The organism is Ochrobactrum sp. BTU1 (assembly GCA_018798825.1).
Lineage (GTDB): Bacteria > Pseudomonadota > Alphaproteobacteria > Rhizobiales > Rhizobiaceae > Brucella.
The window spans coordinates 462,903-479,203 of record CP076357.1 but is presented as its reverse complement, the minus strand read 5'-3'; the positions used below and the strand labels follow the sequence as shown (position 1 = coordinate 479,203).

Sequence of the window (16,301 nt, the reverse complement as noted above, 5' to 3'; positions counted from 1 at the left end):
TTGATACTCGGCTCACCTGCATCGGGCGGAGAGGGATCCAAGTCGTACAATGCTACCAAAAATCTGCCTGCAAGGTGACGTCGATATCGCTGCACTCTCACCACTGCTTCGCGGCATGCTGCTTGCAGTTGCCTATGCTCAGCGCGAGGGTGGCATCGGACTAACGGCAACCGGCGCGATGAACCGCAAGTTCGTGCATTGGGCTGCTGAGAACTTCCTCTGGCCCAGGTTCACAGCCAAAGACCTCTTCAGCATGCACAAGGTGCTCAATGAAAACGACATGCCACCACTTTGTGTTGTGCACGACCTGACCCGTTATCTGAAGCTTCTTCGCCGCAGGAAAAATGTACTGCTGCCAACCAAACGTGGCCTGGAGTTTCTGGTCAATCCGCAAGCCTTCTTCGATCTGATCGCCACCGATTATCTCTATTCGTATATTCATGCCACCGAACGTAAAGAGGCGATCCAGGCACGATTGCGTTGGTGGCGTATGTATCTCAATCTGCTCAATATCAAGACCAGAGAAGGGTGTAAGCCGATGGACATTGTAAAGATACTCTATCCGGATATCGCTCATCTGTCCGACACTGAAATAACCGTCGATGCGTGGGACCTGAAATTCGAGCTTCAGTACGGTGTCCTGCGACGCTTATGCTGGCTCGGCCTGCTTTTTGAGGCAAGAGAAGGGCTCAGCTTGCTTGACGACGGAACCTTCCACAAAACACCGCTCTGGACAGCTTGCCTGCAATTGGAGTCAGATACGCAAAGCGATATCGGTGTCCATTGACTCCTTTATTCCGGCGCTGGCTGTCTCAATAAAGCTTGTTCTCGCCGGGCAATGACGGCAGGGTCGTTCATGTAAGCTGTGCGCGATTTACGCTCTCGCTTCTGATAGCCATTCCCGACACTGCCGTCAGGTATACCAAACATATGGTTGGCCTGACCAGTACGACGCGGACCGCTTTTGCTGCGTTGCTGCTCCCGTCCCGCCTGCATCTCAGCGACGATCAACAGCATGTCATCCAGCCGTTTGTTCTCGACAACAGGTGAGCGATGAATGGAACGAAGCTTGTCGAATGTTGTATAGGGCAGGGTGTCCGTACCGTGCATGATCTCCAGACGTCCGTCGGGATAGTCGCAGACAATGACCTTCTGCCGCGCAAGCCGCTTTGCAACTTCGGTCGGTTCCAGGATGAACAGCACTTTATCATAGCGTAGTGTCAGTGTTTGTGACAGCGTTCGCACTTCCTTCCGGCACAGCGCACCATCAATATTCTCATGCGCTGCCAGCGGTCGATGCATGTCCTTGGGATTGCGTGGCTCCTTGCCAAAACGGGCATTGAAATCTGCAATATATTCCGGCGCATATGCATTGGCTGCTTCGATCGTATCGATGCCGCGCAGCCGCAATTCCTTAACCAGACGATCCTGCAAAGTCCTGTTTGCCCGCTCAACACGGCCTTTGGCCTGTGGAGTATTGGCACAGATAATGTCGATGTTGAGCTCATAAAGTGCCCGACCAAACTGTGTCAGGCCGCTTGTTCGATCTTGCTTCGACGGATGAAGCGAACGAAAAACGCCGTGTTTGTCGCTATAGAAAGCTAGTGGTTTGCCCCATTGCTGGAGATATGCCTTCGTCGCATGAAAATAATCAAACGTGTTCTCTGAGCCCGCAAAACGCAAATGCAGGAGCTTGCCAGTGGCATCGTCGATATAAACGAGGAGGGCGCATTTGGGACCCCGCTCCTCGAACCACCAATGATGCGAGCCGTCGATCTGTATCAGTTCACCAAAGCAATCACGCCGGCCGCGCGGTTGATGCAGTTGCCGCTTGCGTTCGCGACGTGATGTCCACAATCCCGCTGCTGTCATCCATTGCCGCAGCGTCTCCTTGCTGACTGAAAGCCGATGGCGTTCAATCAGCTTCTCACAGGCCAGTGTCGGCCCAAAGTCCCGATAATACGTCCGTACAATATCCAGAATATCATTCCGGAAATCCTCGCCATAACGGCGATTGCTCGGACGACCGCGCTTGCCCGAAACAAGGCCCGCTGCACCAAGCCGATCAAATGCCTGTAACATCCGATGAATCTGACTACGACTGAGGCCAAGCAGCGCCGCTGCCTCCACCACACGAAGCTGATTATCTCTGATTTGCTGAACAGTCTTCAGCCGGTTGAGTTCTTTCTGCGACATCGTGATCAAACAAGACATGACGGCTCCCATCCGCTGTTTGCTGCTGAAAGCCCAGTCTTCCTTTCCGCGTTCGATTTGAAAAGGGCAAGAGAGGCAAAAATTGTCGCATCTCTAAATTGCCCATGTGTCGCATCTGTATATTGCCGTTATACATATCAATCAGATAATATGTATTATGGAACTAAGTTATTGATATTGTGAGATAAATATTCTTCTCATTATAGATGGAAACCTACGAAACTTACAAGCAGTCAACTGTCCCGGTCGATGGCTGCGTTGGATGGAACGATGCAATTTCATGAGCTGCATTCATTTAGATAATGCGAACTATTAATTTGATTGAATAACGCGCTCTACTGCAATGTGTAGCACGGGAACAGTCGTACCTCTTGCGGAGCGCACCAACATAATCGGCAGGTAAAGCCGGTGAATGAGAGGTACGGCAGCTAGAAAACGACATGAAGCGTCGAACAATCCGGGAAACGCTGCGCCGATGGCGTAAACGGATTAATGGGAGAGAAGGAATGACGGGTTTAAAAACCGAACAGCGGGCGACTGACCGTATCGACCAAGAACAATTGAGAATAGTTCCACTACGGCACACATGGAGATGGCTGGCCGTGGCAGTTGTCTTGGCCTTAGTAGCAGCGATCATAAAATCCGCGGTTTCCAATCCAGAGTTCCAATGGCCAGTAGTCGCCCATTATCTGTTGAATCCACTGATACTCAACGGTCTTAGAACGACGATTCTTCTAACGATCGTTGTAATGATACTTGCGACCATCGGTGGTACCATCGCAGCTTTGATGATGATGTCACCAAGCAAACTGCTCTCAGTTCCTGCTGCGACATTCGTGTGGTTTTTCAGAGGGACACCTGCCCTCGTCCAATTGATCCTCTGGTATAATCTTTCGATTGTCGTGAAAGAAGTTACGGTGTGGTTGCCCTGGGTTGGCACGTTGTATTCCGTATCGACGAACGACATCATGACACCGTTAGTTTCGGCCACAGTCGCTCTGTCCCTCCATGAATCGGGCTATATGGCCGAAATAGTTAGAAGCGGACTAAAATCAGTAAGCAAAGGACAATATGAAGCGTCCGCTTGCCTTGGCATGAAGCCGGGTATGGCTTTGAGGCGGATTATTCTACCGCAAGCGATGAGAATGATCATTCCGCCAACAGGCAACGAGACGATCAACCTTTTAAAAACGACCTCGCTAGTCAGCATCATAGCAGTCAGCGATCTGCTGTACTCCGCACAGTCGATTTACGCCCGGACATTTGAGACGATCCCGCTGCTTCTGGTCGTGTCGTTCTGGTATCTGGCCGTGGTGTCAATAATGTCCGTCGGTCAGTTCTATCTAGAAAGACACTTCAGCCGCGACGAACACCGCAACACGGGCGGCGTCGCCGCGACCATACTTGGCAATCTGACCAAATTGCGCCGTAAGGAGGCTTTGGCATGACCGGCTCGCAAACACATCATGATCGGTTTGGGATCGCACACACGACCATGATTCATGCCAAAGGCATACGTAAATCATATGGCCATCTTGAAGTGCTGAAGGGTGTCGACCTCACGGTTCCTACTGGTTCGGTGGCTTGCATAATCGGTCCATCCGGTTCTGGAAAAAGCACGTTCCTTCGCTGCATAAACCACCTCGAGGAAATAAATGGCGGCCTGATGCTCGTCGATGGAGATTTCGTCGGCTATAGACTAGAAGGAAACAGGCTCTACGAGTTATCTCCTAGCAGGATTTGTGAACGCCGAGCGGAAATCGGCATGGTTTTCCAGCAATTCAATCTATTTCCTCACATGACCGTTCTGGAAAATCTGATCGAGGCGCCAGTTCGCGTCAAGCGACAGAGCGTTCGCGATGCAACCGGCAAGGCCATGGAACTCCTTCGGCGGGTTGGCCTGGCCGATAAACGAGATGCCTATCCGAGGCAGTTGTCAGGTGGTCAGCAGCAGCGGGTGGCGATCGCGCGAGCCCTCGCAATGAACCCCAAAGTGCTGCTGTTTGATGAGCCAACATCGGCCCTCGATCCGGAACTCGTTGGCGAGGTTCTCGATGTTATGAAGAGCCTGGCCCGGGGCGGGATAACGATGGTTGTCGTAACCCATGAAATCGGGTTCGCCCGCGAGGTGGCAGATCAGCTGATTTTTATGGATGGTGGCGTCGTCGTTGAATCAGGGAATCCGAGGGAAATAATTGCCAATCCGCAGTCCCCCCGAACACGAGAGTTTTTGGCGCGGGTTCTTTGACATTCGACGAACGGGCCTTCTTAGCCCGTTCGTTGCTTCATTCAATTTGCAACCACATTGTTGACAGGATTAACCGATGACCTCTTCGTTCGATCAGCGTCTTTCTAATTTGGCGATAGAATTGCCAAATCTACCGAAACCCATTGCCAACTATGTGGCATCACATCAGGTCGGAAATATTCTCTATGTTTCCGGCCAGCTGTGCCTTTCTGCTGACGGAAAGCTTGTCGCGACAGGTTTGCTTGGTGAAACCGTGTCGGTGGATGATGGGGTTAGCGCTGCACGTGCTGCTGCCATAAATGTGCTCGCTCAGGCGCGGACAGCTGTGGGGAGCCTAGATAAAATCAAACGCGTCGTTCGATTGGGCGGCTTTGTTGCCGCTGCCCCCGCTTTTTCAGATCACGCACGTGTCATGAACGGTGCTTCAGATCTCATGGTGGAAGTCTTTGCCGAACATGGATACCACACGCGGAGCACAATTGGGGTAACTTCACTACCGTTGCAAGCAGCGGTTGAAGTCGAAGCCATGTTCGAACTGCACTGAAAAAGGTACCGCGTGTGACTATCGTGATTCGAACCGATGGTGCTATCGCAATCAAAGATCACAACTATTATCGTCTTATTTCGTTCATGGCTTCTAGCTTCAGGCGCCTGTAAAGCCCCTTTTTCAGCGATTTCTGTTTCTCTGAGATAGTTACAATTAGGTCCCGGAACCATCGATGTCCGGGATCGAGTTCATTGGCTCTGTCGAATATCATGGAAATTGTGACGTCCGGTAGTTCTATTGGCGTTGGAACGATTGTTATCTCGCTTTCTTCGGTTAGAGCGAACAGCACCCCATCACCAAACACCGAAATCAATTCTGTCCCTTTAATTACCCAAGGTGCGACCAGATAATGAGGTATTGTGGCAACCACTTTGCGACGCAGGCCAAGATTCTCCAACGCTATGTCTGCGACACCTCTTGCTATCCCGTCCGCCGAAATCTGAAGATGCGGCGAAGCAAGATACCGGTCCAACGACATATCGCTCATACGCGGATTTCCCTTCCACCCACCGCATACCATGCGATCCCGTGAAAGCTCCATCATTTCAAAATGTGCCGTATCGAGCTTTGCATTGCCCAAGACCGCGTATTCGACTTCGCGGTTTCTTAGTAAGCCTAAAGCATCTGGCTCCCGCGCATGGACGACATTTAACGAAGCATTTGGAGCGAGACTGGAGAAAGTCTCGATCAGTTCCGGAAGGAATGTGACGGCGGTGTAGTCCGACAGACCTATCCGAAAATTTCTGACACTGGTTGCCGGATCGAAGTTCAAATGTCGATCCACGGCAATACGGATCTCATGCAGTGATCGCGAAATGACCTCGCCCAGCTCCTTTGCTCTCGCCGTTGGCTCCATTACTCCTGAATCCCGCGTGAAAAGTTCGTCCTGAAAGACCTCACGAAGTCTGCCGAGCGAATGGCTAATAGCGGATTGTGTACGGCCAAGCCGATCAGCAGCTCGCGTCACGCTTCGCTCATGCATAAGAACATCGAATGTTCTCAATAAGTTTAGGTCGATCTGATTCAGGGAAAACTCGGCCATGTCACCTCCCCTCGAATTACTGCGGTGCTGAATACGGCATGAATCACCTTCATATTGTCAATGCATACTTTCAATTCGATTCACGGGCGTCAATATGATCTGCTTGTGAGGCGAAGGCCAACCAAAAACATAATGGGGAACATCATGAAGGCGACGCATCTAGGTTTTCTTTTTACACTGGTGCTGGCGCAAAATGCGTTTGGCGCGGAAATCCCGGTGATAGACTCTGTCAAATCGTCCGGTACTCTCACTATTGCAAGCGGTCTCGACTATGCTCCATTCGAGTTTGTGGACTCGGATGGACGACCAGCTGGGCTGGATATAGAACTGGCAAACGCGGCAACGAAGCTCATTGCGGCAAAACTCGATATCCAGCGAATACCGTTCGCGTCACAAATTCCAGCCCTTGCTGCTGGAAGAATAAAAGTGGCGTGGGCAACGTTCACGGTGAAGGAAGATCGCCTGAAGCAGGTCGATTTCGTCACGTTTCTTCAATCGGGAACCGTCGTAATGGTTCCGCCCGACAAAAAGGGCAGCATTTCGGGTGCAGAAGGCTTATGTGGATTGCGAATAGCGGTCCAGACTGGATCGGCAGCTGACTTCACCGCTGACAAGTTAAGCGAAGAGTGTCAGAAATCGAACCACCCGAAAATCGAAAAATCCATATATCCCGAGCAAAAGGATACGATTCAGGCGGTCCTGACTGGCCGGGCGGACGCTCGCTTGGACGATTCCACAGCAGCGGGATATTACGAACAGACAAGCAAGGGAAGGCTCGTGATCGAGCCGGGCGTTTATGATGTATTGCCGTTAGGGGTGGCCGTTCAGAAGGGTGATAAGGCAACCGCTGCAATGATGCAGAAAATTTTCCAGGAATTGATTGCAAATGGCACCTACAAGACCGTCCTGGAAAAATACGGGATGTCTATCGCAGCAGTCGACACATCTCGCATCATAACTTCCGTAGACCAGATTTCCCATTAATTATCAATGTTATCGGAGGGAAGCCGTCTCCTGATCACTTTTCCCCGCAATTCGACCTAACAAATTATTAATCGATAGTCCGAGGCTATTTATGAACGCACACGCTTCATCGATGCAGACAATCAGCTTGACCGCGACCGAGGTGGCGGAAATCCGAACCCGGTATCCGATCGTGAATGAGTGCATCTATTGGAATAATGCCGCAGTCTCGCCCATATCGACTGGCGTACGGGATGCCGTTATCCATCAGGCGTCTCTTCATGCGGTCGACACTTCCGGAATCACGCAAGCAAGTGCGCCAACCCGTGATAAGGGCCGTCGCCTCGCGGCTAAGCTCATTGGTTGCACGACAGATCGGACTGCCTATGTCCAGAACACCTCCCATGGCATGTCGCTTGTCGCTTTAGGTATGGATTGGAAGGCCGGTGATAATCTTGTTATCCCGGAGCTGGAGTTCCCTTCTAACTATCTCATTTGGGAATCGTTGTCTCAGCAGGGAGTCGAAATCCGTAAGCTGAAAGCCCACAATGGGGCGCTATCACCCGATGAGCTCCGCGCATTGGTTGATCACAGAACAAGGCTAGTGGCGGTAAGCCATGTGCAATTCTACAGTGGGTTCCGGGTTGATGTCGCCGCCTTTGCGGAGATTTGCAGGGAATATGACGCGCTCCTGGTGGTTGATGGTACGCAATCGGTCGGTGTTCTGAGCCTGGATATGCAGGCTGATGGAGTAGATGTGCTTGTGGTGAGCGCCCACAAGTGGATGCTCGGACCGGTTGGAATCGGTGCGATGGGCTTCTCGGAGAGGGCATTTGAGCGCATTCGTCCACGTGTTATCGGTTGGCTCAGTGTGCAGGACGCTTTCGCGTTTCATCGAGTGCTCGATTTTCTTCCGGACGCCAGACGGTTTGAACCGGGCACGGAGAACGCCGCTGGTATTTTCGGCCTTTCAAAGCGATTGGAAGAGATCGATTTCATTGGATTGAAAAGGATCGAGGGCTATGTTTTGGAGCTCGGAGCGCGCATCCGAGACCAGGCAAAGCGCGCAGGGTACGAAGTCCTCAGCGATTGGCCGGACAAATCCCAATCCGGCATCATCTTGATCAAGGACAATAAAACGCCAACGAATTTGCTGTTCGAAAGCCTGGATGCTGCTGGCGTAAAATGCAGCGTGCGAAATGACGCTATCCGGTTCTCGCCCCACTATTACTGTAATGAGAATGAACTCGCAGCAGTCTTCGATGTATTGCGCGCAACGTCTGGCATTCTCAGCAGATAAACTCTGAACCGGCCGCCGCTGTAATTTCAGACACGTGTTGGGGCTCAATGTCGGATTGAGCTCCTACCCATTTGTTTAAGAACACTAACGATAAATCAGGGGATCAAAGTGAACCATTGTAACATGAAGCTCTACAATAGCATTGTGGCGGCTTCGGACAAGCTAAGTGATTTGCGCCAACACCTGCACGCCAATCCCGAGCTGGGCTTCGACGTCCATCAGACCGCTGATCTTATCGCTGATTATCTTGAAAATTTACAGATAACTGTCAACCGCGGTATCGGAAAAACCGGGTTGGTCGGGACCCTAAAAAGGGGCACCGGCTCTCGCTCCATTGGGCTGCGAGCCGACATGGATGCGCTGCCAATTCAAGAGAAAAACACATTTTCTCATCGCTCCCGCACGCCAGGAATAATGCACGCTTGCGGACACGACGGACATATTGCCATGCTGCTGGGAGCGGCGAAATATTTGGCAGAAGAAGGGAGCTTTGACGGGACGGTAAATTTCATATTTCAGCCGGCAGAAGAAGGGTTAGCCGGCGGTCGAGAAATGGTGAAAGACGGTCTGTTCGAGCGATTTCCATGCGACATGATCTTTGGGCTGCATAATTGGCCGGGTTTACCTGTCGGACAAATAGGCTCCAGAACTGGCTCGCTTATGGCAGCCAGCGCCGTATTCGAAATTGTCATAACTGGGATCGGCAGCCATGCTGCCATGCCTCATCTGTCGGCTGATGCGGTTCTGGCGGCAAGTGAACTTGTCATGTCTCTTCAAGGAATTGTAAGTCGCAATGTAGATCCCATCGATCCCGCTGTTCTATCAGTTTGTATGATAAATGGCGGCGTCGCGAACAATGTTATTGCGCACGAATGTCGAGTGTCCGGGGCCGTTCGATCGCTGGATCCCAGCGTCTTACAGATAATCGGTTCCCGCATTCAAGAGATCGCACAAGGTGTGGCGAGTTCCCATCGTTGCTCGGCTGACGTTCGCTACGATCTCTCCTATCCCGCCACGATAAACTCCGCTGAGCCAACTAATATGGCCATGAGGGTCGCAGAAGAAATCGTTGGGATAGAAAACGTTCACCGTAGCGTCAAACCAACCATGGCTGGCGAGGATTTTTCTTACATGCTGCTCGAACGACCAGGTTGTTACGCATTTATCGGGAACGGCGATGGTTCGCACCGTACCGAGCACGGTGCGACGGCCCCCTGCGAGCTGCACAACGATTGCTACGACTTCAACGACGCTCTGATCCCTATCGGTGCAACCTATTTCTCGCGCCTTGTTGAAACATATTTAGCCGAGGTTTCCCATGCCGCATAACGAGATTGCGCAAGAAAATACCGACGTCTTTACCGCGCAGGATAAAATGACCTCGGGAAACAAAAAGATAGCCGCGGCAGCTTCAATAGGTACTGTTCTTGAAATTTATGACTGGGTACTTCTGGCAATCTTTGCGGTACCAATTTCGCGAACGTTTTTCCCTGCAACGTCTGACGCAGCGGCATTACTGCTTACATTGGCGACCGTGGCCGTTGGTGTCGTGGTCCGTCCATTGGGTGCCATCATCCTTGGGAGGATTGCGGACCGCGTAGGGCGGCGACAAGCACTCAGCTTCTCTCTGCTTCTAATGGGCTTAGGCATTCTGATTACTGCAGCTTGTCCCGGCTATGCAACGATTGGGATTGCAGCACCTGTTTTGATGGTTGTTGGTCGATTGTTTCAAGGCTTGTCGGCAGGCGGAGAACTGGGCGCGGCTCTCACCATCATGGTAGAATCTGCTCCCGCTAACCGCCGTCGTTTTCTTGCTTCATTGCTCCCGGCTTCGCAATCGTGTGGCACCCTTCTCGCCGGTTTAGTGGGGGTGGGACTTACGTATTTTTTCACCGAAACAGAAGTTATGGACGGAGCGTGGCGTCTCGCATTCATTCTTGGTCTGCTCATTGTGCCCGTGGGCTATTATCTGCGGCGGCAGATGGCGAATGAGCCCAACATTCAAAATACGCTTAAAGTTGTGCACGAATCTGGTTTGAAGCAGGCATTAAGGTATAAAAACGCCATCATATATGGCGTTTTTATTGTTCTCTTCTGGACAGTCGCGACATACGCGTCGAACTATTTTGCAATCTATGCAACTCGCCAGTTGGGACTTCCGCTTCGTGCCGGATATCTTGGTCAGGTTGTAGTTGGATTGGTCGGCGCGTTAGGTTCGCCTTTTGTTGGTCTGCTTGCAGAACGTGTTGGTATTCGACGCCTGATGATGTTTGGATGCATCGGAACATTTGTTCTAGCTTACCCACTGCTCTGGTACCTAAACGCTCATCCCAGTGTCGAAACCTTGTTATTTGTTCAAGCTTGCCAAATGGCACTTATGATTTTCTTCGCTGTGGGCGCAAGTGCTGAACTCGCGGATCTTTTCCCACCAGAGTTTCGTGCAACTGGCACATCTGTCTCATACACCGGAGCAGTAACGATATTTGGAGGGTTATCGCCGATGATTATTACATTCTTGATTGATGCAACTGGTAACAATCTTGCATTCGCATTGTATCTAGCGTTGGCGGCACTCATTAGCACAATCGCCATACTCTTAAAGGGCCGGTATCAGGCGTCACATTGAGGCTAATAATTGTTGGGTAAGTTCGCGAAGGACTTGCTTACCCAACAACGGCAGGCGCATCGCGTAAGACTGGCGCCTTGCTCTGGGCCATCAACAGTATCGCACTCGTTGCCGTGGTGCATTCCATGTTGATCGACGTTGTTTATCCCTACGGCGGTCATAGCGCCTTGCAAATTCGTGTCACTCATGAGCGGCTTGAACGTTCCATGAAGGACGCGGAAAACTGCAAAGGCTTGTCTGCTTTCAACGACCTGTCGGATCGCTTCGGCGATATTCTCCCCGGCAATCCCGATGACCTGTTCGATTGGCTGCGTGAGCAGCCACAAGACATGCTTCTATCGCTTCTGGCTTTTGCCGCCGCTCATTCTGTCAATGCGGTCGAGCCGAAATTCTGCCAGCGCAAGGGCGATGTGGCACAAGCCGATCAACTGGCCCGGTCACTTGACGTTGATATGTCAGATTGGTTCGAGGCGACCGGTGACAGCTATTTCAATCACGTCAACAGGACGACGATTGAACTGGCAGTGGCCGAAGCCAAAGGCAAGGAGGCGGAATTGTCAGTCCGTGCCGCCAAGAAGAAAGGCGAAGCGGTCTTGATCGCAGAGCGCCTTGTTTCCGGTAGCGGATGGCTCCCTGTCCCCGTTCGGATCGCGGAGGAAACTGCAACCGAAACCATGGATGACGAAACCGGCGAAGAAACTGGATGCGCCGGCGATGAAGCGGAGTTTTCCCAAGCGGCTGAATAAGCCGCAGGCCGGTCGTGCGTTTCTCCCGTACGACCGGTTCCCGCCTTGAATTGAATGTATATCCGAGTTATAATATACGGAATATACCAACTGGGATATCCAAGGAAAAGCCATGTCCCTTTACATTCGCGATAGTGCTGTTGATGAACTGGCGAAGAAGGTTCAGAAAATCACCAACGCGCCAAGCAAAACTGAAGCGGTACGACGGGCACTACAAAATGAACTAAAGCGCGCAAAGGATTCTATACCGCTGCGCGATCGTGTCAAAGTCATTCAGGATGAATTCGCAGCCATTCTTGGTCCGAATCCGGAACCCTTTGACATGAAGAAGTTCAGCGATGATCTTTATGAGGACGATTAATGTATCTTGATGCTTCTGCCATCGTCGCAATTCTCAGCAATGAAGACGACGCCGGTTATCTTCTGGCAAAACTCGAAAAGACGACATCGCCGATATATTATTCGTCACTGACAATGTTCGAAGCCGTTATCAGTCTCGCGAGGCGATTAGCAAACAAACAGGTAGGCTCACAGGTACCCATACCGACCGAGACGATTGACATGGCGCAAGCGCATGTCGAGAAATTCATGTCGGAGCTAGGCGCAAGGGAAATGGCGATCAGTGGCGCAACCCATCGCAGAGCGATTGAAGCGGCGCGCACCTACGGCAAATTTGTGGCCCACCCCGCTCGCTTGAACCTGGGCGATTGTTTCGCTTACGCCTGCGCTCAGGAATACCGGTTACCCCTGCTCTTCAAGGGTGACGATTTCCCGAAAACCGACATAGAGCTTGCCTAAGCCTGTAGGCCAGCCAATGACGATTAAACTGACCAAAAAAGAATACAAGACTTCAACCAGTGTCCGAGAGAATTTCTGCTATGACAAAGCTTCAGCTGCAAAACCTTAGCCAAATTTTCTCGAAAGGATTTCTTTTCATATTGGCGGGAGGAATTGCTCTCTCGGCATTTGTAGTCATGTACTCGGATCATGTCCGGAATGACATTAGAATAACAATCCTTTGTACCCTCCTCGCGACGGGCTTATGGACACTAATGAACAGGAACGAACATGGCGTTCTTCGAAGTCGCATTCTTGTAATAATCGTTTGTACTTTGATTGCAGAATTTGCCCAGCTTCCGGTCGTGTAACGTCATGAGGCCCGGTCGGCTCGAACGTGCGATTTTGGCTAACTTGACGAACAAATCCAGAATATCAATTTTGGTGGTTATTGGCGACGGATAACGAGTTTCGCGAAACGGACCTCGAAACCGTTCCCTAGGGAGGAGCTAACGATGCCAACATGGCCCACCGACAAAATATTAAAACACGGTCCCGAATATCCGCTGGAAGAGCGAATTCGCCGGTATCAGCACAATATACGGACAATCCGTGCATCCGGTTGTGCGGTTCCAACGCCTGCCTTGATTGATACGCTCGACCCGTCAGAGATCGAGTTATGGTTTGCAGATCGGGCCTACGCGATTGATCGGATCGACCATATAGGGGGGGCGACAAGAACTGTGCGGAATCATACGGTAAGCTAGAACAATCGAAGAACACTCTGACGCCGGCTATGCCGCATGGGCCAAACTGCTTGACGATCGAAGCGGTCTGAAGCCATTGACAAGAGTCAGCGGTTCATTCCACGAATAAATCCCGGTTAGATTTATATGCTCCCACGCTAACGGGGAGACGTGTTTGAGGACTACATCCGGAATATGCCGGCCCTGTTGTCGTAAGTGCTTGACGGCCCTTTCAAGATAGACCGTATTCCAATGAACGATAGCACTGACGACGAGGTTGAGACCAGAGGCACGGAATGCTTGGCTGTCGAATGAGCGGTCGCGGATTTCACCGCGCTCGTGGAAGAAAACGGCGCGCTTAAGCTTGTGCGCAGCCTCACCCTTGTTGAGGCCTGCCTGACAACGTCGGCGAAGAGCAGAACTCGAGTACCATTCGATCATAAAGAGGGAGCGTTCGAGGCGGCCAAGCTCGCGCAAGGCTTTGGCGAGCTGGCTTGGATTGGGCGAAGCGGCCAATTTCTTGAGGATTGTCGACGGCGCAACTGATCTGGTGGTGATGGAGGTAGCGAGATGCAGCAATTCATCCCAGTATTCCAGAATGAGATCAATATTGAGGACCGCGCCAATATGCTCCTTGAGCGCGGGATAGGTTTCTTGCTTTTCGAATGTGTGGAATTTCCGTCCTTTCAGATCTCGTAGTCGCGGGGCAAAGCGTTTTCCAATCAGGGCGAAGAGGGCGAAGACATGATCACTGGCACCGCCCGTATCAGTGAAGTGCTCTTCGATATTGAGGATTGTTTCATGGTCGAAAAGGCCATCCAGAACGTAGGCCGCCTCGCTTTCTGTCGGGCTAATTGGCAGTATGCTGAAATAGCCATACTGATCGGAGAGATGGCTGTAGAATTTTGTGCCTGGTTCGCTGCCATAATGCAGATTCACATCCCCGCGTTTCGCAGCGCGGTCGCTGGCCCGAAAGAATTGACCATCCGATGACGCAGTGGTTCCATTTCCCCATAGGAGCGCATGAGGATGACGGGCGTGCGCGTCAGTTACGCATGCTTGCGCCGCACGGTATGTTTCCGGACGCGCGTGGAACAGTCGCAACCAACTAATTTGATGCGCGCTGATGCCTTTGGATGCAGTTGCCATGCGTTTGGGGCCAAGGTTGGTGGCGTCGGCAAGAGTGCCCGCCAGCATGGCTGGAATACTGCGTGGAGGTTCGCCGGTGCGCACATGGGTAAAATGCTCGGCAAAACTGGTCCAGTCGTTAACCTCTTTTAGGAGATCAGGAACTTCGACGAGTGGGTACATACCGGTCAATTCTTCATTCAACTCATCGGCCTCAACAGGCACATCGCTTGCAAGCGGCGTGACAATAAGTTTTCCGTCTTCAAGCCGAACGCCTTCGAGCTTTCCGTTGCGGGCACGATGGGCAAGCCGCTTGAGGTTAAAATCGAGCATTTGTCGCATTTCTGTGAGGTACGCGACGCCGTCACGTTGCACGCCGAGACCGAGCTTGTCCTGTTGTTTGAGTGCATCGAACGCCGGGCGGGGCATGAGATGTTCGTCGATCGGGCGGAATGCGCGACTGCCTTCGACCCAGATATCGCCCGATCGCAAGCGGTCACGCAGTTCAGCCAAGGTGGCGATTTCATAAAGGCGCCGCCGGTCCGACTTGTCCGCAGTTAATACCAGCTTGCGAACCCGCTCGACGAGGTGAAACATCGGCACCTTGTCGGGCAGTATTCGTTTGCCACCGTCATTTAGGGTTTTGAGTGTCCTTATGGCGGAAAGCAGGGGATCGTGTTGTCGTGAGGAACGGAATGTAAACACGTTCAGGAATAGCACTGCGTATTTGCGTACATTGCCATACCTCTCTGCCGCCAGAAAAAGAATATCCGGTTCGGCCTCTTTTACCATTGCTTCAATGACGGACTGTGCCTGCAAGAGCCTGTTCCAGCCAATCTCGCGATCAAGCGTTTCTATGACATCCAAACCGGTGTCATTTGCGACGACCAGAGCGCGCAATGTATCCCTGAACAACCGAAGTGCCTTGGCAGTTTCCTTTCGTGTGTCCATATGGCGCTGCTTTTGCTTGGCTGTCGCCTGCGAAAACAGCCTGCCGATCAGTTTGATGAACATGGTCACCGCATCATCGGTGAGTTTTTGGCCTGACTTGATCATCTGCGCGACAATCGTGGCGCGTCTGCGACCTGCGTTGAAATCTGCTGCCAGCCATGCAGGTGTTACATCACCCTCGCGCACTAACTGGTTCCACCGCGCTGAGTGGATTCGGCTTTGCAGGCGTGGATCGATGGCAAGAGAGCGTACAAAAGCCAGCCGTTCCATCAGGCTGACCAGATTATCAGCTCCCGGTGCGTCCGGAGCTGATCGCAGCCAGTTGAACCGGGTCTGTCTGATCATAGGATCGACCTTGAGAAGGCTGTCAAATTGCTCAAGCTGTTTTGCCGAAAACCCTGACAGTACCGCAGTTTCGGCAAGCCGCCGGGCAATGGACCGTCCGGCGAGGCCGATACGTTCAATGGTATTCTGCGCCGGTAGCAGGACAGTGTTTGCACGGAATGCCGCAACAACAGCGTCAACGATAGGTAGGCCTTTGTCTGTTGCGGCGGCCGCCTCTATTGCTGCCAGTAATGCAGTACGCCGATCAGCACCTTTCGCCGTTCGCATCTTGAGATAGGCCGAAAGGCTTGCGGTATGCTCAAGCCGGGTGGGTTCACGCTGGGAATAATGATCCAAGTCTTCGCGATCAACCGCGAGTTGCTCGGAAATATACCATACAACCGATGACGGCAATTGCTCGCCTGGCATCAACGTTCGTCCGGGATACCGCATGAGGCAAAGCTGAACGGCGTATCCGAGCTGATTGTGCGAGCGCCTGCGTGTTTCGATTTCCTGCCGATCCTCTGGTGTCAGAGTATAGTGCCGGATCAAACTTACTTCGTCATCAGGAATACCAAAAACCTTTTCCCACTCTTCCTGCTTGAGAAGTTTGCGCCGGCCCATATATTCACCATTCCAGATCATGAACAATAAAGTTCATCTATCCAGTAGCGTCGAGCAGCAAAACC

At 51.9% G+C, this 16,301-nt stretch carries 14 protein-coding genes and 1 pseudogene; 12 read left to right on the top strand and 3 right to left on the bottom strand.

The features are described from left to right. Positions 1 to 49 precede the first annotated feature (49 nt). Positions 50 to 787, top strand: a complete 738-nt coding sequence (locus KMS41_25775) for a hypothetical protein (protein ID QWK81250.1) — start codon at positions 50 to 52, stop codon at positions 785 to 787. A gap of 5 nt (positions 788 to 792) precedes the next feature. On the opposite strand, the gene KMS41_25770 is transcribed toward KMS41_25775, so the two are convergent. Next, complete coding sequence (locus tag KMS41_25770) at positions 793 to 2,214, bottom strand: ISNCY family transposase (protein QWK81249.1); 1,422 nt, start codon at positions 2,212 to 2,214, stop codon at positions 793 to 795. Positions 2,215 to 2,720: 506 nt separating this feature from the next. Here KMS41_25770 and KMS41_25765 point away from each other — a divergent pair. From KMS41_25765 to KMS41_25755, 3 genes are all read left to right on the top strand, one after another. Further along, a complete protein-coding gene (locus tag KMS41_25765; GenBank protein ID QWK81248.1) occupies positions 2,721 to 3,662 on the top strand; it encodes an amino acid ABC transporter permease in 942 nt (313 codons plus the stop codon). A 47-nt stretch (positions 3,663 to 3,709) separates the two neighbouring features. Next, entirely contained in the window at positions 3,710 to 4,462 is a 753-nt protein-coding gene (locus KMS41_25760) for an amino acid ABC transporter ATP-binding protein (GenBank protein QWK81865.1), read from the top strand. A gap of 76 nt (positions 4,463 to 4,538) precedes the next feature. Next, the gene (locus tag KMS41_25755; protein QWK81247.1) at positions 4,539 to 5,006 is read left to right on the top strand and encodes a RidA family protein; all 468 of its coding nucleotides are present in this window, start codon (positions 4,539 to 4,541) and stop codon (positions 5,004 to 5,006) included. Positions 5,007 to 5,073: 67 nt separating this feature from the next. Here the strand turns inward: KMS41_25755 and KMS41_25750 are convergent, their stop codons facing one another. Continuing rightward, positions 5,074 to 6,051: a LysR family transcriptional regulator gene (locus KMS41_25750; GenBank protein QWK81246.1), complete on the bottom strand. Its 978-nt coding sequence runs from the start codon at positions 6,049 to 6,051 to the stop codon at positions 5,074 to 5,076. A 144-nt stretch (positions 6,052 to 6,195) separates the two neighbouring features. Between KMS41_25750 and KMS41_25745 the strand changes: the two genes are divergently transcribed. The 8 genes and pseudogenes from KMS41_25745 to KMS41_25710 all read left to right on the top strand — a co-directional run bounded on the left by KMS41_25745 (position 6,196) and on the right by KMS41_25710 (position 13,230). Further along, entirely contained in the window at positions 6,196 to 7,035 is an 840-nt protein-coding gene (locus tag KMS41_25745) for an ABC transporter substrate-binding protein (protein QWK81245.1), read from the top strand. Between the two features lie 91 nt (positions 7,036 to 7,126). Further along, positions 7,127 to 8,314, top strand: coding sequence for an aminotransferase class V-fold PLP-dependent enzyme (locus tag KMS41_25740; GenBank protein QWK81244.1), 1,188 nt, complete (start codon positions 7,127 to 7,129; stop codon positions 8,312 to 8,314). Positions 8,315 to 8,437: 123 nt separating this feature from the next. Beyond that, positions 8,438 to 9,643 carry an amidohydrolase gene (locus KMS41_25735; GenBank protein QWK81864.1) on the top strand — a complete coding sequence of 402 codons (1,206 nt, stop codon included), beginning with the start codon at positions 8,438 to 8,440 and terminating at the stop codon, positions 9,641 to 9,643. After that, positions 9,633 to 10,940 carry an MFS transporter gene (locus KMS41_25730; GenBank protein QWK81243.1) on the top strand — a complete coding sequence of 436 codons (1,308 nt, stop codon included), beginning with the start codon at positions 9,633 to 9,635 and terminating at the stop codon, positions 10,938 to 10,940. Before KMS41_25735 ends, KMS41_25730 begins: the two co-directional genes overlap by 11 nt. 98 nt (positions 10,941 to 11,038) lie before the next feature. Beyond that, positions 11,039 to 11,686: pseudogene (locus KMS41_25725) on the top strand (chromosome partitioning protein ParB). A gap of 112 nt (positions 11,687 to 11,798) precedes the next feature. Beyond that, on the top strand, positions 11,799 to 12,047 hold the full coding sequence (locus KMS41_25720; GenBank protein ID QWK81242.1) for a type II toxin-antitoxin system VapB family antitoxin: 249 nt from the start codon (positions 11,799 to 11,801) through the stop codon (positions 12,045 to 12,047). Beyond that, the gene (locus tag KMS41_25715; protein ID QWK81241.1) at positions 12,047 to 12,484 is read left to right on the top strand and encodes a type II toxin-antitoxin system VapC family toxin; all 438 of its coding nucleotides are present in this window, start codon (positions 12,047 to 12,049) and stop codon (positions 12,482 to 12,484) included. Before KMS41_25720 ends, KMS41_25715 begins: the two co-directional genes overlap by 1 nt. Positions 12,485 to 12,978: 494 nt before the next feature. Next, positions 12,979 to 13,230: a hypothetical protein gene (locus tag KMS41_25710; protein QWK81240.1), complete on the top strand. Its 252-nt coding sequence runs from the start codon at positions 12,979 to 12,981 to the stop codon at positions 13,228 to 13,230. Between the two features lie 27 nt (positions 13,231 to 13,257). On the opposite strand, the gene KMS41_25705 is transcribed toward KMS41_25710, so the two are convergent. Then, positions 13,258 to 16,236 carry a Tn3 family transposase gene (locus KMS41_25705; protein QWK81239.1) on the bottom strand — a complete coding sequence of 993 codons (2,979 nt, stop codon included), beginning with the start codon at positions 16,234 to 16,236 and terminating at the stop codon, positions 13,258 to 13,260. Between the last annotated feature and the right edge of the window lie 65 nt (positions 16,237 to 16,301).